At 60.0% G+C, this 19381-nt stretch carries 16 protein-coding genes and 1 pseudogene; 12 read left to right on the top strand and 5 right to left on the bottom strand.

Annotated features, from left to right (window positions below; translation table 11 throughout):
• Nucleotide 1: 1 nt before the first annotated feature.
• Nucleotides 2–2737: a preprotein translocase subunit SecA gene (secA, locus tag ACIPIZ_RS17430; RefSeq protein WP_401166310.1), complete on the bottom strand. Its 2736-nt coding sequence runs from the start codon at nucleotides 2735–2737 to the stop codon at nucleotides 2–4.
• A 308-nt stretch (nucleotides 2738–3045) separates the two neighbouring features.
• Here secA and ACIPIZ_RS17425 point away from each other — a divergent pair, with 308 nt between their 5' ends.
• Nucleotides 3046–3501, top strand: a complete 456-nt coding sequence (locus ACIPIZ_RS17425; protein WP_401166307.1) for a DUF721 domain-containing protein — start codon at nucleotides 3046–3048, stop codon at nucleotides 3499–3501.
• Nucleotides 3502–3609: 108 nt separating this feature from the next.
• On the opposite strand, the gene ACIPIZ_RS17420 is transcribed toward ACIPIZ_RS17425, so the two are convergent.
• Entirely contained in the window at nucleotides 3610–5097 is a 1488-nt protein-coding gene (locus tag ACIPIZ_RS17420) for a helicase HerA-like domain-containing protein (RefSeq protein ID WP_105707252.1), read from the bottom strand.
• Nucleotides 5098–5285: 188 nt separating this feature from the next.
• On the opposite strand from ACIPIZ_RS17420, the pseudogene ACIPIZ_RS17415 reads away from it, so the two are divergent.
• The 5 genes and pseudogenes from ACIPIZ_RS17415 to ACIPIZ_RS17395 all read left to right on the top strand — a co-directional run.
• Nucleotides 5286–6317 (top strand): annotated as a pseudogene (locus tag ACIPIZ_RS17415) (cache domain-containing protein); the annotation flags it as partial.
• Between the two features lie 93 nt (nucleotides 6318–6410).
• Nucleotides 6411–7175, top strand: a complete 765-nt coding sequence (locus tag ACIPIZ_RS17410) for a methyl-accepting chemotaxis protein (RefSeq protein ID WP_371043227.1) — start codon at nucleotides 6411–6413, stop codon at nucleotides 7173–7175.
• Nucleotides 7176–7455: 280 nt separating this feature from the next.
• A complete protein-coding gene (locus tag ACIPIZ_RS17405) occupies nucleotides 7456–8577 on the top strand; it encodes a glycosyltransferase family 4 protein (RefSeq protein WP_401166304.1) in 1122 nt (373 codons plus the stop codon).
• Nucleotides 8570–9346 carry a DUF2334 domain-containing protein gene (locus ACIPIZ_RS17400; RefSeq protein WP_401166301.1) on the top strand — a complete coding sequence of 259 codons (777 nt, stop codon included), beginning with the start codon at nucleotides 8570–8572 and terminating at the stop codon, nucleotides 9344–9346. The genes ACIPIZ_RS17405 and ACIPIZ_RS17400 overlap by 8 nt, the downstream gene beginning before the upstream one ends.
• Nucleotides 9343–10338, top strand: a complete 996-nt coding sequence (locus ACIPIZ_RS17395; protein ID WP_401166298.1) for a YbhN family protein — start codon at nucleotides 9343–9345, stop codon at nucleotides 10336–10338. The genes ACIPIZ_RS17400 and ACIPIZ_RS17395 overlap by 4 nt, the downstream gene beginning before the upstream one ends.
• A 100-nt stretch (nucleotides 10339–10438) precedes the next feature.
• On the opposite strand, the gene ACIPIZ_RS17390 is transcribed toward ACIPIZ_RS17395, so the two are convergent.
• Together ACIPIZ_RS17390 and purU are read right to left on the bottom strand one after the other, a co-directional pair.
• Nucleotides 10439–10615: a hypothetical protein gene (locus tag ACIPIZ_RS17390; RefSeq protein ID WP_163024097.1), complete on the bottom strand. Its 177-nt coding sequence runs from the start codon at nucleotides 10613–10615 to the stop codon at nucleotides 10439–10441.
• Between the two features lie 84 nt (nucleotides 10616–10699).
• On the bottom strand, nucleotides 10700–11548 hold the full coding sequence (gene purU / locus ACIPIZ_RS17385; RefSeq protein ID WP_007912774.1) for a formyltetrahydrofolate deformylase: 849 nt from the start codon (nucleotides 11546–11548) through the stop codon (nucleotides 10700–10702).
• Nucleotides 11549–11886: 338 nt separating this feature from the next.
• Between purU and mvaT the strand changes: the two genes are divergently transcribed.
• Complete coding sequence (gene mvaT, locus ACIPIZ_RS17380; protein ID WP_064391821.1) at nucleotides 11887–12264, top strand: histone-like nucleoid-structuring protein MvaT; 378 nt, start codon at nucleotides 11887–11889, stop codon at nucleotides 12262–12264.
• A gap of 98 nt (nucleotides 12265–12362) precedes the next feature.
• Here the strand turns inward: mvaT and sbcB are convergent, their stop codons facing one another.
• Nucleotides 12363–13793 carry an exodeoxyribonuclease I gene (sbcB, locus tag ACIPIZ_RS17375; RefSeq protein WP_105707047.1) on the bottom strand — a complete coding sequence of 477 codons (1431 nt, stop codon included), beginning with the start codon at nucleotides 13791–13793 and terminating at the stop codon, nucleotides 12363–12365.
• A 181-nt stretch (nucleotides 13794–13974) separates the two neighbouring features.
• On the opposite strand from sbcB, the gene ACIPIZ_RS17370 reads away from it, so the two are divergent.
• Genes ACIPIZ_RS17370 through ACIPIZ_RS17350 form a run of 5 tightly spaced genes read left to right on the top strand, consistent with a single transcriptional unit; the run spans nucleotide 13975 to nucleotide 19375 of the window.
• Nucleotides 13975–14700 (top strand): RDD family protein, encoded by a 726-nt coding sequence (locus ACIPIZ_RS17370; RefSeq protein WP_401166293.1) that lies wholly within the window; start codon nucleotides 13975–13977, stop codon nucleotides 14698–14700.
• Entirely contained in the window at nucleotides 14697–15674 is a 978-nt protein-coding gene (locus ACIPIZ_RS17365; RefSeq protein ID WP_105707256.1) for a stage II sporulation protein M, read from the top strand. The genes ACIPIZ_RS17370 and ACIPIZ_RS17365 overlap by 4 nt, the downstream gene beginning before the upstream one ends.
• On the top strand, nucleotides 15661–17217 hold the full coding sequence (locus tag ACIPIZ_RS17360; RefSeq protein ID WP_401166290.1) for a DUF4129 domain-containing protein: 1557 nt from the start codon (nucleotides 15661–15663) through the stop codon (nucleotides 17215–17217). Before ACIPIZ_RS17365 ends, ACIPIZ_RS17360 begins: the two co-directional genes overlap by 14 nt.
• Nucleotides 17214–18377 (top strand): DUF4350 domain-containing protein, encoded by a 1164-nt coding sequence (locus ACIPIZ_RS17355; RefSeq protein ID WP_401166288.1) that lies wholly within the window; start codon nucleotides 17214–17216, stop codon nucleotides 18375–18377. The genes ACIPIZ_RS17360 and ACIPIZ_RS17355 overlap by 4 nt, the downstream gene beginning before the upstream one ends.
• On the top strand, nucleotides 18374–19375 hold the full coding sequence (locus ACIPIZ_RS17350; RefSeq protein ID WP_064391832.1) for a MoxR family ATPase: 1002 nt from the start codon (nucleotides 18374–18376) through the stop codon (nucleotides 19373–19375). Before ACIPIZ_RS17355 ends, ACIPIZ_RS17350 begins: the two co-directional genes overlap by 4 nt.
• Nucleotides 19376–19381: the final 6 nt, after the last annotated feature.

The raw sequence follows: 19381 nt of genomic DNA, 5'->3' as shown, positions 1-19381 counted from the left end.
TTTACTGGATCTGCCCGTGGCAATGCTTGAATTTCTTGCCCGAACCGCAGTAGCACAGTTCGTTGCGGCCCAGCTTCTGCTCGTTGCGAACCGGCGCAGTGGCGAGGGCCACATCGACCTCTTCACCGAGTATTTCCGGTTGCTCCAGGCCCGGGGCTTCAGCGTGTTCGAACTGCATGCGGGCGGCCAGTGCTTCGGCTTCCTGACGCAGACGTTGCTCTTCGGCTTCCGGATCTTCGCGGCGAACCTGAACGTGCGACAGCACACGGATCGAGTCGCGCTTGATCGAATCGAGCAGCTCGGAGAACAGCGTGAACGACTCGCGCTTGTACTCCTGCTTCGGGTTCTTCTGGGCATAGCCACGCAGGTGGATACCGTGACGCAAGTGATCCATGGTCGACAGGTGGTCTTTCCACAGATCGTCCAGCACGCGCAGTACGATTTGTTTCTCGAACGAGCGCAGTGCCTCGGCACCGGCCTGATCTTCTTTCTCGTTGTACGCCGCCATCAGCTCGGTCATGAGCTTCTCGCGCAGGGTTTCTTCGTACAGGTGATCGTCTTCGTCGAGCCAATGCTGGATCGGCAATGTCACGCCAAAGTCGCTGGCAATCGAAGCTTCCAGACCGGCCACGTCCCACTGCTCTGGCAGCGATTGCGGTGGAATGTGCGCACTGACGGTCGCGTTGAGCACGTCCTGACGGAAATCGGCGATGGTTTCACCGATGTTGTCAGCGGCCAGCAACGTGTTACGCATGTGATAGATCACTTTACGCTGTTCGTTGTTGACGTCGTCGAACTCGAGCAGTTGCTTGCGAATGTCGAAGTTGCGGCCTTCAACCTTGCGCTGCGCCTTCTCGATTGCGTTGGTCACCATGCGGTGCTCGATCGCTTCGCCCGGCTGCATGCCCAGGGCTTTCATGAAGTTCTTCACCCGGTCAGAGGCGAAAATGCGCATCAGGCTGTCTTCCAGCGACAGGTAGAAGCGGCTCGAACCGGCATCGCCCTGACGACCGGCACGGCCACGCAGCTGGTTGTCGATACGACGGGATTCGTGACGCTCGGACGCAATAACCTGCAAGCCGCCCGATTCGAGCACTTGCTGGTGACGCTTCTGCCAGTCGGCCTTGATCTGGGCAATCTGCTCAGGGGTCGGGTTTTCCAGCGACGCGACTTCAACTTCCCAGTTACCGCCCAACAGGATGTCGGTACCACGACCAGCCATGTTGGTGGCGATGGTCAGAGCGCCCGGACGACCGGCCTGCGCGATGATCTCGGCTTCTTTTTCGTGGAACTTGGCGTTGAGAACCTTGTGCTCGATTCCTTCCTTCACGAGCAATGCGGACATGTGCTCGGAGGTTTCGATGGTGGCAGTACCCACCAGCACCGGACGACCGGCCGCCATGCTTTCCTTGATGTCCGCAACGATTGCCGCATATTTCTCTTCGGCGGTGAGGAACACCAGGTCATTGAAGTCTTTACGCGCCAACGGCTTGTTTGGCGGAATGACCATCACTTCCAGACCATAGATCTGGTGGAATTCGAACGCTTCGGTGTCGGCAGTACCGGTCATGCCGGACAGCTTGGTGTACAGACGGAAGTAGTTCTGGAACGTGGTCGATGCCAGGGTCTGGCTCTCGGCCTGGATGTTCAGACCTTCCTTGGCTTCGATGGCCTGGTGCAGGCCTTCGGACAGACGACGACCCGGCATGGTACGGCCGGTGTGTTCGTCGACCAGTACGACCTGGCCGTCCTGCACGATGTATTCGATGTTGCGGTTGAACAGCTTGTGCGCACGCAGACCGGCATACACGTGAGTCAACAGGCCCAGGTTATGTGCCGAGTACAGGCTCTCGCCTTCAGCCAGCAGGCCGACGCGGGTGAGCATGTCTTCGATGAACTGGTGACCGGCTTCGTTGAGTTCGACCTGACGGGTCTTCTCGTCAACGGTGTAGTGGCCAGCCTTGGTGACTTCGCCTTCGACTTCTTCGACGTGCAACTCCAGCTGCGGGATCAGTTTATTGATCTCCATGTACAGCTTGGAGCTGTCCTCGGCCTGACCGGAAATGATCAGCGGGGTACGCGCTTCGTCGATGAGGATGGAGTCGACTTCGTCGATCACGGCAAAGTTGAGTTCGCGCTGGAATTTTTCTTCCATGCTGAACGCCATGTTGTCGCGCAGGTAGTCGAAACCGAATTCGTTGTTGGTGCCGTAGGTGATGTCGGCGGCGTAGGCCAGACGCTTCTCTTCCGGCGGCTGGAACGGCGTCACGACGCCGACGGTCAGGCCGAGGAATTCATACAGCGGGCGCATCCAGTTGGCGTCACGACGCGCCAGGTAGTCGTTCACTGTCACAACGTGCACGCCCTTGCCGGACAATGCGTTGAGGTAAACACCCAGGGTCGCTACGAGGGTTTTACCCTCACCGGTGCGCATTTCGGCGATCTTGCCTTCATGCAAGGTCATGCCACCGACGAGCTGCACGTCGAAGTGACGCATACCCATGATGCGCTTGCCGGCTTCGCGGGCGACCGCAAAAGCTTCTGGCAACAGCTTGTCGAGGGTTTCCCCTTTGGCGATGCGGGCCTTGAACTCATTGGTCTTGGCGCGCAATTGATCGTCCGAAAGGGCCACCATTTGCTCTTCGAAGGCATTGACGAGCTGCACCGTCTTGAGCATGCGTTTGACTTCACGCTCGTTCTTGCTTCCAAAAAGTTTCTTTAACAAAGGCGCAAACATATCGGCAGGATCTTCCACACTAAAGGGATGGAGGGCGGCCCCGTGAGCGTCGCCCGTGCAGCCCTCATGGCCGCATGCGAACGAGCATTCTACCCGGAAACGGAAGTGAGGAAAGTGGCGATGTTCCACGATGCTGGCACTGCGCTTTGACGGGGCTCACTTAAAATAGGGGCGTTTTGCTCAACTTCAAGTCATACAAGGCAGAAGTTAGTCGTTGATTTAATGGGTAAAGCGGGGGCAAAAGCAATGGGCGAGTGAGATCGGCCTTTCTGCTACCATGGCGATTCTGTTACTTCAGGTGTTCGATCATGGCATTTCGCCCTCTTACGGCCAGAGCACCCGCCGTTCTCTTGCGCGAAGCCAAGCCGCTCAAGGCCATCCTCGGCCATGCCCAGCGACTGGGCCATTTGCAGCGCCTGCTCGAAAGTCAACTGCAACCCGCCGCCCGCGAACACTGCCATGTGGCGTCGTGGCGCGAGGGCAGTTTGCTGCTGATTATCACCGATGGCCATTGGGCCACACGCTTGCGCTACCAGCAAAAGCGTTTGCAGCGGCAACTGCAGATGTTCGATGAGTTCGCCAGTTTGACGCGGATTCTGTTCAAGGTGCAGCCGCCGACGGTGCAGCGCGGAGCGACCGGGCATACCATGGATTTGTCGACGGATGCGGCGGCGACGATTCAGGCGACAGCAGACGGGATCAGTGATCCGGGGTTGCGCGCGGCGCTGGAACGCCTGGCGGCGCACGCGAAAGACAAAACCTGACAGCTATCAATAATTGCAGGAGTGAGCCTGCTCGCGATAGCGGTGAAACAGTCGACATTGTCGTGACTGGCATACCGCAATCGCGAGCAGGCTCACTCCTACATTGGATCAGCGGCGTTTGCTGCCACCGAGTAAAGAGCCCATAAGGCCGCGTACCAGTTGTTTGCCCAGATTGTTGGCCGCCTGGCGCATGGCGGATTTCAGCGCTTGCCCGGCAGCGGTGCCGAGAAACTCTCCGGCCCTGTCGGCGAGGCTTGGTTCTTCAACCGCAGGCTTGCCGGCGGGTGCCTCGGCGTCAGGCGCCAAGCCTTTACGCCCCATGAGAATCTCATACGCCGACTCACGATCGATCGGCTTGTCATAGCGGCCCTTGAACGGCGATCCGGCAATCAGCACGGTTCGTTCGGTCTCGGTCAGCGGCCCGATTCGCGATTGCGGTGGCGCCACCAGCACACGCTGGACCATTTCCGGCGTGCCCTTCTCGGCAAGGGTTCCGACCAACGCTTCGCCGATCCCCAGCTCCGTCAACACCGACAACGTATCGAACGCCGGATTCGGCCGGAAGCCATCTGCCACCGCGCGCAGGGACTTCTGCTCCCTGGCGGTGAAGGCGCGCAAGCCATGCTGGATTCGCAGGCCAAGCTGGGCCAGCACATCATCGGGCAAGTCCGCTGGCGACTGGGTGACGAAATACACGCCAACGCCTTTCGAGCGAATCAGCCGCACCACTTGTTCCAGACGCTCCTGCAAAGCCTTGGGCGTATCGCCGAACAACAAATGCGCCTCATCGAAAAACAACGCCAGCAGCGGTTTGTCGGCATCGCCGCGTTCGGGCAGTTGCTCAAACAGCTCAGCCAGCAGCCACAACAGGAACGTCGCGTAGACTTTCGGCGCCTCATGCACCAGACGACTGGCGTCCAATAGATGAATGCGCCCACGGCCATCAGCCGCCGGTTGCAGAATATCTTCGAGTTGCAGCGCCGGCTCGCCAAACAAGGCTTCGGCGCCCTGCTGTTCCAGTGTCGCCAGGCGGCGCAACAGCGCCTGGCTGGAACCGGTGGTCATCAATGCAGCGTCTTCGCCCAACAGTTGCGGGTTGTCCTTGAGGTGATTGAGCAGCGCTTTCAGGTCCTTCAGGTCCAGCAGCAACAGGCCTTCACGATCAGCGACCTTGAACGCTGCGTAGAGCGCCGCCTGCTGACTGTCGGTCAGTTCCAGCAGGCTGCCGATCAACAACGGGCCCATTTCACTCAACGTAGTGCGCAACGGATGACCGGATTCGCCGTGGATATCCCACAAGGTCACCGGATAAGCCTGCGCCTTGTAGTTGAGCCACGGCATCCCGCCAATGCGCTCGGCAACCTTGCCCTGCGGGTTGCCGGCAGCACCGAGGCCACACAGATCGCCCTTGATGTCAGCGGCAAACACCGCGACCCCGGCGTCACTGAACGCTTCGGCCAGACGTTGCAAGGTAACGGTTTTACCGGTACCGGTGGCGCCGGCGACCAGCCCGTGGCGGTTCGCCAGGCGCATGGCCTGACCAAGCTGTTGCCCCGCGAGGTCCGCGCCGATAACGAGTTGCGATGAGTCAGGCATTTTGTCACCCAATGGTTAATCTTTGATTCTGCATGGCCGATACACAAAGGTGAGAGCCCGACCATAAGTCGGGCCGGACATTTCCCTAAGGAGAGACGGAAATATCAGCTTGTTTTCACCGTTGCCCATTTCGCGCGCCTCTATAAAAGCACGCCCTGGACACTAAGACCTTAGCGGAACCCCAAGCCATGAACAAAAATCTGCGCTTCAGCCATAAAATCTTGCTTGCCGCCGCCCTCATCGTCATTGCCGCCTTCGCCTCGTTTACCTTGTACAACGACTGGCTACAGCGCAATGCGATCCGCGATGACCTGAACAACTATCTCAACGAGATGGGCGAGGTCACCGCCGGCAGCATCCAGACCTGGCTCAACGGTCGCATTCTGCTGATCGAGAACGCCGCCCAGAACATTTCGATCAATCCCGAACCCGCCAACGTCGCCAGCCTGCTCGAACAGAAGACCCTGACCTCGACGTTCATGGCCACTTATCTGGGCGATGCCACCGGGCATTTCACTATCCGCCCGGACACGAAGATGCCGGACGGTTTCGATCCACGCGTGCGCCCTTGGTATAAAGGTGCCGAGAGCAGCAGCACCTCGACCCTGACCGAACCGTACATCGACGCCGCCACCGGGCAACTGATCATCTCCATCGCCACCGCCTCGAAAAAGGCCGGCCAGAGCGTCGGCGTGGTAGGCGGCGACTTGAGCCTGCAATCGCTGGTCGACACCCTCGCCGCCCGCGACTTCGACGGCATGGGTTATGTGTTCCTGGTCAGCGCCGACGGCAAGATCCTCGTCCACCCGGACAAAGCCCTGGTGATGAAATCACTCAAGGAAGCTTATCCACAGGACACCCCGCGCATCAGCAGCGACTTCAGTGAAGTCACCGTTGATGGCAAAACCCGCATCGTCACCTTCGCGCCGATCAAAGGCTTGCCGTCAGTGAACTGGTACATCGGTCTGTCGGTGGACAAGGATCAGGCGTTCGCGATGCTCAGCGAGTTCCGTACGTCGGCGGTGATTGCCACGGTGATTGCCGTGGCGATCATCCTTGCTCTGCTTGGCATGCTGATTCGCATCCTGATCCAGCCGCTGCACGTCATGACCCGCGCCATGGAAGACATTGCCGACGGCGAAGGCGACCTGACCAAACGCCTGACCATCGTCAATAACGATGAGTTCGGTGTTCTGGGTACCGCATTCAACCGCTTCGTCGAGCGTATCCACGGCTCGATCCGCGAAGTGTCGTCGGCCACCGGGCAAGTCAACGAAGTCGCCCTGCGCGTGGTCGCTGCGTCGAACTCGTCGATGTACAACTCTGATCAACAGGCCTCGCGTACCAGCAGCGTGGCTGCAGCGATCAACCAGCTCGGCGCTGCGGCACAGGAAATCGCCCGCAACGCTGCGCAGGCCTCGAACCAGGCCAGCGATGCTCGCGGTCTGGCGGAAGATGGCCAGCAAGTGGTGGATCGCAGCATCAAGGCGATGAATCAGCTGTCGAGCATGCTCAGCGCGTCGAGCAGCAACATCGAATCGCTGAACAGCAAAACCGTGAACATCGGCCAGATTCTTGAAGTGATCACCAGCATTTCCCAGCAGACCAACCTGCTGGCGCTCAATGCCGCGATCGAAGCTGCGCGTGCCGGTGAGGCCGGCCGTGGGTTCGCCGTGGTGGCGGATGAAGTGCGCAATCTGGCGCATCGTACCCAGGAATCGGCGCAGCAAGTGCAAACGATGATCGAGGAGCTGCAAGTCGGCGCCCGTGAATCGGTGAGCACCATGAGTGACAGCCAGCGCCACAGCCAGGACAGCGTGGAAATTGCCAACCTCGCCGGGGAGCGTTTGAACAGCGTGACCCAGCGTATTGGCGAGATCGACGGGATGAACCAGTCGGTGGCGACCGCGACCGAGGAGCAGACCGCTGTGGTCGAGTCGATCAACGTCGACATCACCGAGATCAACACGCTGAACCAGGAAGGCGTGGAGAACTTGCAGGCGACGTTGCGGGCTTGCTCGGATCTGGAGCAGCAGGCTTCGCGGTTGAAACAGCTTGTGGGTAGTTTCCGGATTTAAGATCAAAAGCCTACCCCCTCACCCCAGCCCTCCCGAAACGTCGGACCGCCCCCAAGAGGGCGAGGGGGAAAGGGAGCCGATCTTCATGCTGTTCAAAACCTGAGTTCGACTGAAGACGTTCAGGTCGATGAATCAAGCCCAGACACCTCGGTCAGTCCCCTCTCCCTCCGGGAGAGGGTTAGGGTGAGGGGCTCTGAAGCTCTTCAGCTCCACCGCGCAATCCCGACCGAACATCTATTCTTGATAAAGGTCAACCAAGGGAGAACCACGCAGCGGAGGGTTGATCACCGTGCACATCGCCGACATCACCATGTTCTACGCCCCGGCCAGCGGTGGCGTGCGCACTTATCTGGATGCCAAGCACCGCCGGTTGGGCGTCAGGCCCGGCATTCGCCACAGCCTGCTGATCCCCGGCGCCGACTTCGGCGAACACGACGGCCTCTACACGGTGCCTGCCCCGGCCCTGCCCTTCGGCAAGGGTTACCGTTTTCCGCTGCGTCTGGCTCCTTGGCGAAATGTCCTGGAGGATTTGCAGCCGGATCTGATTGAAGTCGGCGATCCCTACCTTACGGCTTGGGCCGCTCTGGATGCACGGCGGACGCTGGACGTGCCGGTCATCGGCTTCTATCACTCGGACCTGCCGTTGCTGGTCAGCAATCGCATGGGCCATTGGGTCACGCCGAATGTCGAGGCTTATGTCACCAGGCTTTACGGCAACTTCGACCGCGTGCTCGCGCCAAGCCAGGTGATGGCCGACAAACTGATTGGCCTGGGCGTGCGCAATGTCTACGTTCAACCATTGGGTGTGGATCTGCAAACCTTCCACCCCGAGGCTCGTGACCCTGGTCTGCGCGCAGAACTGGGTCTGGCCGAAGACACGCGCCTGCTGATTTTCGCCGGGCGTGGTTCGAAGGAGAAAAACCTGCCGGTGCTGCTCAAGTGCATGCAGCGCCTCGGCCCGCGCTATCACCTGCTGCTGGTCGGCTCATCAATGCCGGCGCTGGTGCCGGACAACGTGACGGTGATCGACGAATTCTGCCCGGCGCCGAAGGTCGCACGCCTGATGGCCAGTGCCGATGCGCTGTTGCATGCCGGTGATCAGGAAACCTTTGGTCTGGTGATCCTCGAAGCGATGGCGTGCGGCATTCCGGTGGTCGCCGTCGCTGCCGGAGCGTTCGAAGAAATCGTCGACGAATCCTGCGGTCTGCTGTGCACACCAAACAATCCGCAGGCCATGGCCAATGCCGTGCGCGAGTTGTACAGCCGCGGCTGCGCAAACCTCGGCCAGCGAGCGCGTCAGCACGTCGAACGCTATTACGCCTGGGACACCGTCGTCGACAGCCTGCTCAGTCATTATCACGCCGCCCTCGGCCACACCTTGCCACGGGTGGCCAATGCTTGAGTCCCCGCGTGCGCCCGCCGTATTGCTGGTGCTGCATGACGTAGCGCCGTCGACGTGGGCGGACTATCAGACCTTTGTCGAGGCGGTCGATGCACTGGGCAATGTGCCGCTGACCTGGCTGGTGGTGCCCGATTTCCACCGGCACGATGCCCTCGACGATCATCCGGCGTTTTGTCGAATGCTCGATAAGCGTGTCGCCCGTGGCGATGAGTTGGCGTTGCACGGGTATTTCCACGACGACCAAGAGCCTGCCCCGACCACGCCGCGCGACTGGTTCATGCGCCGTGTTTACACCCATGAAGGGGAGTTCTATCGTTTGTCCCGTGAAGCCGCCCTCGCCCGTGTGCGCGCCGGTATCGAAGTGTTCCAGCGCCATGACTGGCCGCTGCACGGCTTCGTCGCCCCGGCGTGGTTGATGAGCGATGGCACCCGTCAGGCACTGCGTGAATTGCCGCTGAGCTACACCAGTGATCCGCAGCATCTTTATCGATTACCGGATTTCACCGCCATCGACGCGCCGGGGCTGGTCTGGAGCGCCCGCAGCGCCTGGCGTCGGGGTTTGTCAAAAATAGTCAGCGAGCAGCGTCAGCAGCGCTGGCGTCAGGCACCGGTGATTCGGCTAGGCTTGCACCCCGTGGACATGCGCCACGGTTTTTCCCGTGATTACTGGCTGCACACCCTTGAACATTTGCTCGACGAAGGACGCAAACCGATGACCAAAATCAACTGGCTCGCCCGACAGCGCGGTCAACGGGAACACGCCGCGTGAGCCGCAGTATTTTGTTGCTGATCGGCCTGCTCGCGGCCGTGCTGATTCCGGTCGTGCTTGGCGGTGGCGACACCTGGTCGCGCCTGCAAAGTTTTCCGCTGCTGTGGTTGTTGATCATGTTCGGCATGATTCTGCTCTGCTGGGGCATCAACACCCTGCGCTTGCGTCTGTTGCTCGGCGATCAACGCGACCGGGTCACGCCAATGAGAAGTCTCGGCGTGGTGATGGCTGCCGAATTCGCCTATTGCGCCACACCCGGCGGCAGTGGCGGGCCGTTGACGATCATGGCCCTGCTCGCTCGCAGCGGCGTGCGCCCGGCGCGGGGCAGCGCTGTGTTCGCCATGGATCAACTGAGTGACCTGCTGTTCTTTCTTTGTGCGCTAAGCGGGATTCTGATTTACGCGCTGTTTCAGCACCTCAGTGATCGCCTGGAATGGCTGCTGATGGTCAGTGCGGTTTCGTTGTTGGGTGGCTTGTTCAGTTGCGTGCTGGTGGCGCGTTATCACCGCGTATTGATTCGCCTCAGCGGCCGCTTGTTGGCCAGGATGAACGTCAGCGCCATTACTCGACGGCGCTGGGCGCGCAAGTTGCTGCACTTTCTCGCGGCATTCACCGACACCTTGAAGTTGCCATGGCAGACACTGGTCAAAGTCTTTGCCCTGACCTGCGTGCATTGGTTGCTGCGCTACAGCGTGTTGTATCTGGCGTTGCGCGGGCTTGGCGCGGACTTGCAGTGGGCCTGGAGTTTCCTGGTGCAGATGCTTTCGCTCGGCGCCGGGCAGTTCAGTCTGTTGCCAGGTGGCGCGGGGGCGGCGGAATTGACCTCGGCGGCGCTGTTGGCGCCGATGGTGGGGAAATCGACGGCAGCAGCGGCGATTCTGATCTGGCGGGTGGTGACGTATTACTTTTATCTGCTGGTGGGTGGCCCGGTGTTTTTGTTGATGCTGGGGCGGCCGTTGCTGAGGAAACTGATGAAAGTGCGTCAAGCTTAAAAGATCGTCCGATCGCGGCCCGAGCCTTCGGCAGCTCCTATATTGAACGCTTACACCTGCAGGAGCTGCCGAAGGCTCGGGCCGCGATCGGACGATCTTTTCAGGCTTCGCCTGTTTCATCGTCCGACTCTGGTTTTACCTGCTCCCACAATTCAGCCGCACCGGGAAACTCGGTGCCATCCTCCGAGCTCATGTCCTCCGGGTCGTAGCGACTCAAACAACCCTCGCCCAACGTCGCCGGTGCTTTGGAAGTGGCTTTGTCCAGTGGATCGGTCATGGCTTTTCCTCAAAGCAGAAATGACAAAGGGTCTGGACAATTGAACGCCCAGACCCTTGGTTCTTCAAGCCTGCGGGCGCTCGATCAGAACACCACAGTCTTGTTGCCGTGCACCAGCACGCGATCTTCGAGGTGATAACGCAGGCCACGGGCCAACACCATCTTCTCGACGTCACGGCCGAAACGCACCATGTCTTCGATGCTGTCACTGTGGCTGACGCGTACCACGTCCTGCTCGATGATCGGGCCGGCGTCCAGCTCTTCGGTCACATAGTGGCAGGTCGCGCCGATCAGTTTCACGCCACGCAGGGAAGCCTGGTGGTACGGCTTCGCGCCAACGAACGATGGCAGGAAGCTGTGGTGAATGTTGATCACCTTGTGCGCGTATTCACGGCACATGTCCGGCGGCAGGATCTGCATGTAGCGCGCCAGCACGACCACTTCGGCATCGTGCTGTTTGACCAGACGCGACACTTCGTCGAAGGCCGGTTGCTTGTCCTGCGGATTGACCGGGACATGGTAATAAGGAATGCCGTGCCACTCGACCATGCTGCGCAGGTCATCGTGGTTGGAAATCACGCAGGAGATCTCACAGTCCAGTTCGTCGCTGTGCCAGCGGTGCAGCAAGTCGGCGAGGCAGTGAGATTCGCGGCTGGCCATCAGCACGACGCGTTTTTTCTGCTCGGTATCGGTAATACGCCAGTCCATCGAAAACTCTTCGGCGATTGGCGCAAACTTCTCGCGCAATACTTCAATACCGAATGGCAGCGAATCGGCACGAATTTCGTGACGCATGAAGAACCAGCCGACCTGATTATCCGAGTGGTGGCTCGCTTCGGTGATCCAGCCATTGTGGGCTGCCAGAAAATTACTGACTTTGGCAACGATGCCAACGCGGTCCGGGCAAGATATCACCAGCCGAAAAGTGCGCATGAGGGGAAAACTCCAGAACTTCGCAAAGGCCGCCATTCTAGCGACTGCGCAGGAAAACTGCAGTATCGATGAGTGCTGGCGTGGGCGCGGCCACGGCGTACGACGTTTTCACGGGGATAATCGTCAGCATGATGGCGCGCCGACAGCACCGTTTGATCAGACAAGTGTGAATATCTGTGATGACTGCATCACACTATTTAACTGAATATTCAGTTTGTCGCTAATACCCTGCAACTAATTCAAATAAAAACTCCGGTTAAATGTTTACTTGATGAAACACCCTGACTATTATTGCGCCACTGTCCCCTGCCATTCAGCATCCTACTAAGGTAGTAATCATGTCCTTGATCAACGAATATCGCGCCACCGAAGAAGCTATCAAAGAGCTGCAAGCCCGTTTGAAGAACCTGTCGCAAGACGACAAACTGCAAGCCGAGCTGGAATTCGAAGGCAAACTGCGCACCCTGATGGGCGAATACTCCAAGTCCCTGCGTGACATCATTGCCCTGCTGGATCCGGATGCAAAATCCAAAGCTCCACGTGGCGGTGCAGTAAAAACTACCGGCACCAAACGTGCACGCAAAGTTAAGCAATACAAAAACCCGCACAATGGCGAAGTCATCGAAACCAAAGGTGGCAACCACAAAACTCTGAAAGAGTGGAAAGCCAAGTGGGGCGGTGACGTGGTTGAAGGCTGGGCTACCCTGCTGGGCTAAGCCGCAATGCCTTCGCAGAACGTTCTGCGATAAAAACAAACGCCAGCTTGCGCTGGCGTTTTTTTATTCCCGCTATTGTCGGGCGGACATGTTCGATTTCAAAGATTCAAACGTTTGCGCAATGCTTCGACATAATTCTGCCATTCACCGAGTACCTGGCTTTGCATCGGCGCAGCATTAAGCATCCATTGCTCCAACGCCTGCGTAAAAGAATCGAGGGTATTGGGTGCACCCATTTCGGCTTGGCACAAACGCTGCTGACAAAATATTCGCCAGCGTTCCTGCTCTTCAAAACTCAACGTATCGGGAAAGTTGCGTGCTCGATATCGAAAGAGCAACTCGGGCAAACGTTCATCATCGAAAGGCCACTGCTCTTGCGCTAATTGCGCAGGGTCGGCGGTTCTCACTTGCTCACATAGACGTCGATCACGGTCACCGATAAATCCGTCGTACAACTGTTGTTCCGGATCCTCGCTCGGGGTGAAGTCTTCGCTGGCATAAATAGTCGCAACTTTATCTTTCCAGACTAGTTGTGCGTCAGTTAGCCGCAGTGCCCGTTCCTGATAAAGCGCCATGTCCAGGCCCAGGCGTTGCTGATCTGCCGGACGCAACACCGCAAGCGGCGCCACCACCGGGCAACGGTTGACGTGAATCAGCTTCAGCGGCACCGGCAACTCACCTTCAAGCAAGTCATCGCGGCGGGTGTACAGGCGCTGGCGCAGGGTTTGTGCGTCCAGGTCGAGCAAACCCTGCGGGTCGAGGTGCAGGTCGCAGACGATCAAGGCATTACGGTTTTTCGGGTGCCAGGCCAGTGGCAGCACCACACCGATGTAATGGCGCGCTGCCGAAAAGCGCCCGGAAACATGCACCATCGGCTGCAACAGACGAATCTGGTCCATGACTTTCTGTTTGCTGCGCAACTGAAACAGCCAGTCATACAACTTGGGTTGTTTCTCGCGGATCAGCCGCGCCAGTGCGATGGTTGCGCGTACGTCCGACAACGCTTCGTGGGCATGGCCATGGTCAATATTGTTGGCGGCGGTCAGGCGCTCGAGTTTGAGGGTGACGCGGCCTTCGTCATCGGTCGGCCAGACCAGCCCGTCGGGGCGTAATGCGTAGGCGGCCCGCACCACGTCGATCAGGTCCCAACGACTGTTGCCACCCTGCCACTCACGGGCGTAGGGATCGAAAAAATTTCGATACAGGCTGTAACGGGTCATCTCGTCGTCGAAACGCAGGGTGTTGTAACCGGCGCCGCAGGTACCGGGCGCCGCCAGTTGCGCATGCACCCTGGTCATGAAATCGGCTTCGCTCAAACCCTTGTCGGCGAGCTGGCTCGGGGTGATGCCGGTAATCGCGCACGCCGCCGGATGCGGCAGGATGTCTTCGCTGGGCTGGCAATAGAGATTGACCGGCTCGTCGATTTCGTTGAGGTCGTGGTCGGTGCGAATCCCGGCGACCTGCAACGGGCGGTCGCTACGGGGATTGATGCCAGTGGTTTCGTAGTCGTACCAGAAGATGGAAGTCACGGGCGGTTCCTGAACTGAAGATCGGCGAAGTCTAGGCGTTCAACCGCGGTCGCGGCCAGCCTCGCGTCATTCAAGCACCTTGTGCCACACGATGTGCAATACATAGTTATGTCGTTTTCCCCCGAGAGGCTGCTAGCATCGGCCCCACTTGCACCCCGAACAGGCGAACATCAGGTAGCCCATGCTCGAGCCCACAGCACCGCCAAGGAAAGCACCGCTGACCCCGCCGCTGGATACGCGGCACCAGGTCGAAACGCCGGAAGGCATCGACCTGCCATTGCGTCCGGCCGGGTTGATGGTGCGTGGAGTGGCTTTCACGATCGACCTGGGCTTGCGCGGGGTGATCATCGGCGTCCTGTTCATCGCCCTCGCCTTCCTTGGCAAACTCGGCATGGGCCTCGGCTCACTGCTGCTGTTTGCCGTGAGCTGGTGGTACATGGTGCTGTTCGAAGTACTGCGCCAGGGACGCTCGCCGGGCAAGCAGTGGATGGGTCTGCGAGTGGTCCACGATGACGGCACACCGATCGGCTGGTCAGCCTCGCTGCTGCGCAACCTCCTGCGATTTGTCGACTTGCTGCCATTCGGCTATTTCTTCGGCGCCGTCAGTTGCCTGCAGCACCCGAGCTTCAAACGCCTCGGCGACATCGCCGCCGGCACGCTGGTGGTTTACACCGAACGAGCGCTCAACCGTCCACAATTGCCCGGCGCCGAACCTCGGCGTGCACCGGTCCCGCTGACCCTCAACGAACAACGCGCGGTGCTCGGTTTTGCCGAGCGTCAGGGGGAGTTATCACCGGCAAGGGTCAATGAGCTGGCGGCACTGCTCGCCCAGCCCCTGCATATCAGCGCACCGAAAGCGGTTACGGAACTCAACGGCATCGCTCGCGGCTTATTGGGCCCGATATGAAACAGAGCCTTTTCGAGAGTCGTCACAAGGCCGAATGGGAGCGCTTTGCACTGGCACTCGAACACCTTGAGCGCGGCAAGCAAACCTCGCAGGTCAGCGGTTTCCCCAAAGCGTATCGCAGGCTTTGCCAGCACCTGGCACTGGCGCAGGAACGTGGCTACAGCAGTTTTCTGATCGACTCATTGCAGCAACAGGCGTTGCGCGGCCATCAGCAGCTTTATCGCCATCGCAGTCGACTCGGCGCCAATCTGCTCAGTTTTATCCTCGCTGATTTCCCGCGACTGGTTCGCAGCGAATGGCCCTTCGTGCTGGTTGCCGGCCTGTTGTTTTTCGGCAGCCTGATCGGTGTCGGCGTGCTGGTTCATGCGTTTCCCGAACTGGTCTACAACCTGATTCCCGCCGATCAGGTGCGCGAGATGCAAGGTATGTACGATCCGGTCGCCGGGCACCTCGGGCGAACCACCGAACGCGCGGCCAGCGAAGACTGGGTGATGTTCGGTTACTACGTGATGCACAACATCGGCATCGCTTTTCAGACCTTCGCCAGCGGATTGCTCGCCGGTGTCGGCAGTGCGTTCTTTCTGTTCTACAACGGTCTGGTGATCGGCGCCGTGGCCGGTCACCTGAGCGAAATCGGTTTCGGCCAGACATTCTGGCCGTTTGTGATCGGCCACGGGGCCTTTGAACTCAGCGCCATTGCCCTCGCCGGTGCCGCCGGCTTGAAACTGGGTTGGGCATTGATAGCGCCGGGACGCCTGACACGCGGCGAAGCGCTGCGACTGGCCGCGCGCAAAAGCGTGTTGCTGATCTGCGGGGTCATGCTGTTCCTGCTGATTGCCGCCTTCATCGAGGCCTATTGGTCGGCGAAAACAACTGTCACGCCGCTGACCAAATATGCCGTTGGCGCAGCGCTTTGGGCGTTGGTGGCGATGTACCTGCTGTTCGCCGGAAGGACCCGCCATGCGCCTGAGTGACGCCACCGTAGTGATCCGCCCGCGCACCACCTGGGAAGCCATGGACCTCGGCGTGCTCATGAGCCAGCGCCATCGACGCCTGCTGATGAGCAGTTGGGCGATCGTCACCCTGCCCCTGTTTATCTTGCTCAGCCTGCTGCTGTGGGATTCGCCGTCGCTGGCCGTATTCATTTTCTGGTGGCTGAAACCTGTCTATGAGCGCTTGCCGCTGTACATCCTGTCAAAAGCGCTGTTCGGCGAAACGCCTACGCTCAAACAGGCCCTGCGCGAATGGCCGCGCCTGCTCAGGCCACAACTGCTGGCCAGCCTGACCTGGCGACGCCTGAGTCTGAGCCGCAGCTTTTCGATGCCGGTGATGCAACTCGAGGGCCTCGACGGCACTGCTCGTCAACAACGCCTGCAAGTGTTGTTGCAACGCAATGCGGGCGCCGCGCAATGGCTGACCATCATTGGCGTGCACCTGGAAACCGCGCTGTGGATCGGCTTGATGGTGCTGTTCTACATGCTGCTGCCACAGCAGATCGAAACCGATTGGGACTGGCAGACCCTGATCCTCTCCGCCGATCATCACTGGCGCTGGCTGGAACATCTGACCAACGCTTTTTACGCGCTGATCCTCGTGCTCTGGGAACCGGTCTATGTCGCCTGCGGCTTCAGCCTTTACCTCAACCGCCGCACGCAGCTGGAAGCCTGGGACATTGAACTGGTGTTTCGTCGCTTGCGCCAACGCCTGAACAACGGTGCGCTCGGCCTGCTGCTGGTGATCTGTCTGCTGCTGCCGAATCTGCAACCGGCATGGGCCGCTGAAACCACCAATACTGACGATGCCCCGAGCGCTCCTCGCCTGCTCAATCAGCCACTGACCAGCCAGGCCTCGCACGACAGCATCAAGGCGCTGCTGGAGCAGGCACCGTTCAAGAACAAGGAGTCCGTCACCCGTTACCGGTTTGGCGACGACCCGGCTGCACCGGCCACGGAGAACAAACCCGGTGAAGCCCCGCAGTGGCTGAAAACCTTGCTGGGCTGGCTCGACGGTCAGCATTTCAACGTTCTCGCCAAGGTCATTGAAGTACTGTTGTGGGCCACGCTGATTGCAGCACTCGGCTGGCTGATCTGGCGCTATCGCGAGTTTCTGCGCACCTTCGTCAGTCGCCAGCCGAGTCTGCCAACGCGCATCAAACGCCCGCTGCCACAACAAGCCTTCGGCCTGGACCTGAACCGGGAAACCCTGCCCGGCGACATTGCCGGCAGCGCCGAACAACTCTGGCTGAGCGATCCGCGTGCCGCGTTGGGACTGCTCTATCGAGGCCTGCTCAGCCAACTGGTACACGATTTTGCCCTGACACTGAAACCCGCCGACACGGAAAACCAGGTACTGGCCCGCATTGAACAATTGCAACGTCCCGAACTGCTTCTCTACAGCCACAGCCTGACCCGGCACTGGCAGAACATGGCCTACGGGCACCGGATTCCACCGGCACACCTGCAACAAGAGTTGTGCAGTGGCTGGCGCGCCCTGTTCGATCAGGAAATGGCCCGTTGAACCGGCGTTCTCTGTGGCTGACCGGCGCTTTGATCGTCGTGCTGCTGGGCACGTTGAGCATCTATTTGTTCATCAAGGCCCGGCCTTATCAGGAAGTCGTCGATCACGGCCCCTCGCCAGCCGCGCAGGCCAATCCTTATCTGGCGGCAGAAATGTTCCTGCGAGATCGTGGCCTCAACGTCAGTCATGCCCAAAGCCCGTCGGTACTTGCCGATATCGACCCGCATGGCCACACGCTGCTGCTGTTCGGTGAGCGCTCGAAGATGCCGCCACGCGAGATCGATCAAGTCCTCAACTGGACCCGCGCGGGTGGTCGACTGGTGTTTGTCGCCGAATCGCTGTGGGATGAGCGCAGCAAACAGAGCAATGATTTACTGCTCGATCGGGTGCAGTTGCATCAGTTCCTGAGCAAGGACTTGAAGGATCCACCCAAAGATCAGGAAAAAGACCGCTTTGCGCAACTGACCAAGCTGTATCTGGAGGACGAAGACGCACCGGCCTACGCCGGTTTCGACACCGATTTTCACCTCGAAGACCCGAACAATCTCGCGCAGGCCTGGGCCAATAGCGCCAAGGCCACCCACATGATGCAACTGGCCTACGGCCTCGGCACCGTCACCGTGGTCACCGATGCCGACCTGTGGAAAACCCCGTCGATTGCCAAATACGACAACGCCTGGCTGCTCTGGTATCTGAGCGCCGACACTGCCGTCACCCTCATCTACAACACAGAACACGAGGGCCTGCCGAGCCTGCTTTGGCGTTATTTTCCGCAGGCTATCGTCGCCCTGCTGGCGCTGATCGGCCTGTGGCTCTGGCACGTCGCTGTCCGCCACGGGCCCGTTCAGGCGCCGGCCCCGGCAGGTCGTCGACAGTTACGGGAACACCTGCGCGCCAGTGCCGATTTCATCCTGCGCCACAACGGCCAGCACACGCTGTTGCAAGCCTTGCAACAGGATGTACTGCGCCGCGCGCGGCGCCGGCATCCCGGCTTCGACCAATTGAACGTTGCCGAGCAATGGCTGGTGCTGTCGCGCCTGACCCGGCAACCGACCCGCGCTATCAGTCAGGCCCTGAGCCCAGCGCCGAAACAGCGCATGTCCGCCGCTGACTTCAGCCGCCAGGTCGCCCACCTGCAAACCTTGAGGAACACGCTATGAGTGAACACATCGAGCCCGGCAGCGCCGGTCACGTCGCCCAGCAACGCCAGCGTGCCAGCCAGTTGGCGCAAGCAGTGCGCAACGAATTGCACAAGGCCGTGATCGGGCAGGAGGCGGTGATCGATGATGTGCTGACCGCGCTGATTGCCGGTGGTCATGTGTTGCTCGAAGGCGTGCCCGGTTTGGGCAAGACCTTGCTGGTGCGGGCGTTGGCGCGTTGCTTCGGCGGTGAGTTCGCGCGCATCCAGTTCACCCCCGACCTGATGCCCAGCGACGTCACTGGTCATGCGGTGTACGACCTGCACACCGAGCAGTTCAAGCTGCGCAAGGGACCGCTGTTCACCAACCTGCTGCTGGCCGACGAGATCAACCGTGCGCCAGCGAAAACCCAGGCGGCACTGCTTGAAGCGATGCAGGAACGCCAGGTCACCCTCGAAGGTCGGGCGCTGCCCATCGCTCAGCCGTTCATGGTGCTCGCCACGCAAAACCCGATCGAACAGGAAGGCACCTATCCGCTGCCGGAAGCCGAACTCGATCGCTTCATGCTCAAGGTTCGCATGGATTACCCGGACGCCGATCAGGAACTGAACATGGTGCGTCAGGTCAGCCGCTCGACCCGCGCCGACATGCTCGATGTGCAGCCGTTGCGCACGGTGTTGCAAGCCAAGGACGTGCAGGCCCTGCAGCGCATTGCCAGTGATTTGCCGCTGGACGATCAGGTGCTCGACTATGCCGTGCGCCTGGCGCGCAGCACCCGCAGCTGGCCCGGCCTGACTCTGGGTGCCGGGCCTCGGGCGTCTATCGCGCTGGTGCGCTGTGCCCGGGCTCGTGCGTTATTGCGCGGTGGTGAATTTGTGATTCCGGACGACATCAAGGGTTGTGCACTGGCGGTGCTGCGTCACCGTGTGCGCATTGCGCCGGAGCTGGATATTGAAGGTTTGCAGGTCGATCAGGTGCTGCAGCAATTACTCGACCAGACGCCGGCGCCGCGCCTGTGACTATCT

The organism is Pseudomonas sp. NPDC087690 (assembly GCF_044743175.1).
In the GTDB taxonomy this organism is placed as follows: Bacteria; Pseudomonadota; Gammaproteobacteria; order Pseudomonadales; family Pseudomonadaceae; genus Aquipseudomonas.
Note: the sequence above shows the minus strand (reverse complement) of the source record. Positions and strands in the feature narration are given on the sequence as shown.

What these genes read in the sequence shown, in the direction of transcription:
- ACIPIZ_RS17360 (WP_401166290.1), top strand. Translation starts at nt 15,661, where the DNA reads ATGCGCCTGAGTGACGCCACCGTAGTGATCCGCCCGCGCACCACCTGG.
- ACIPIZ_RS17420 (WP_105707252.1), bottom strand. Translation starts at nt 5,097, where the DNA reads ATGCCTGACTCATCGCAACTCGTTATCGGCGCGGACCTCGCGGGGCAA.
- ACIPIZ_RS17365 (WP_105707256.1), top strand. Translation starts at nt 14,697, where the DNA reads ATGAAACAGAGCCTTTTCGAGAGTCGTCACAAGGCCGAATGGGAGCGC.
- ACIPIZ_RS17400 (WP_401166301.1), top strand. Translation starts at nt 8,570, where the DNA reads ATGCTTGAGTCCCCGCGTGCGCCCGCCGTATTGCTGGTGCTGCATGAC.
- secA (WP_401166310.1), bottom strand. Translation starts at nt 2,737, where the DNA reads ATGTTTGCGCCTTTGTTAAAGAAACTTTTTGGAAGCAAGAACGAGCGT.
- ACIPIZ_RS17350 (WP_064391832.1), top strand. Translation starts at nt 18,374, where the DNA reads ATGAGTGAACACATCGAGCCCGGCAGCGCCGGTCACGTCGCCCAGCAA.
- ACIPIZ_RS17410 (WP_371043227.1), top strand. Translation starts at nt 6,411, where the DNA reads ATGTACAACTCTGATCAACAGGCCTCGCGTACCAGCAGCGTGGCTGCA.
- ACIPIZ_RS17370 (WP_401166293.1), top strand. Translation starts at nt 13,975, where the DNA reads ATGCTCGAGCCCACAGCACCGCCAAGGAAAGCACCGCTGACCCCGCCG.
- ACIPIZ_RS17425 (WP_401166307.1), top strand. Translation starts at nt 3,046, where the DNA reads ATGGCATTTCGCCCTCTTACGGCCAGAGCACCCGCCGTTCTCTTGCGC.
- mvaT (WP_064391821.1), top strand. Translation starts at nt 11,887, where the DNA reads ATGTCCTTGATCAACGAATATCGCGCCACCGAAGAAGCTATCAAAGAG.
- ACIPIZ_RS17390 (WP_163024097.1), bottom strand. Translation starts at nt 10,615, where the DNA reads ATGACCGATCCACTGGACAAAGCCACTTCCAAAGCACCGGCGACGTTG.
- purU (WP_007912774.1), bottom strand. Translation starts at nt 11,548, where the DNA reads ATGCGCACTTTTCGGCTGGTGATATCTTGCCCGGACCGCGTTGGCATC.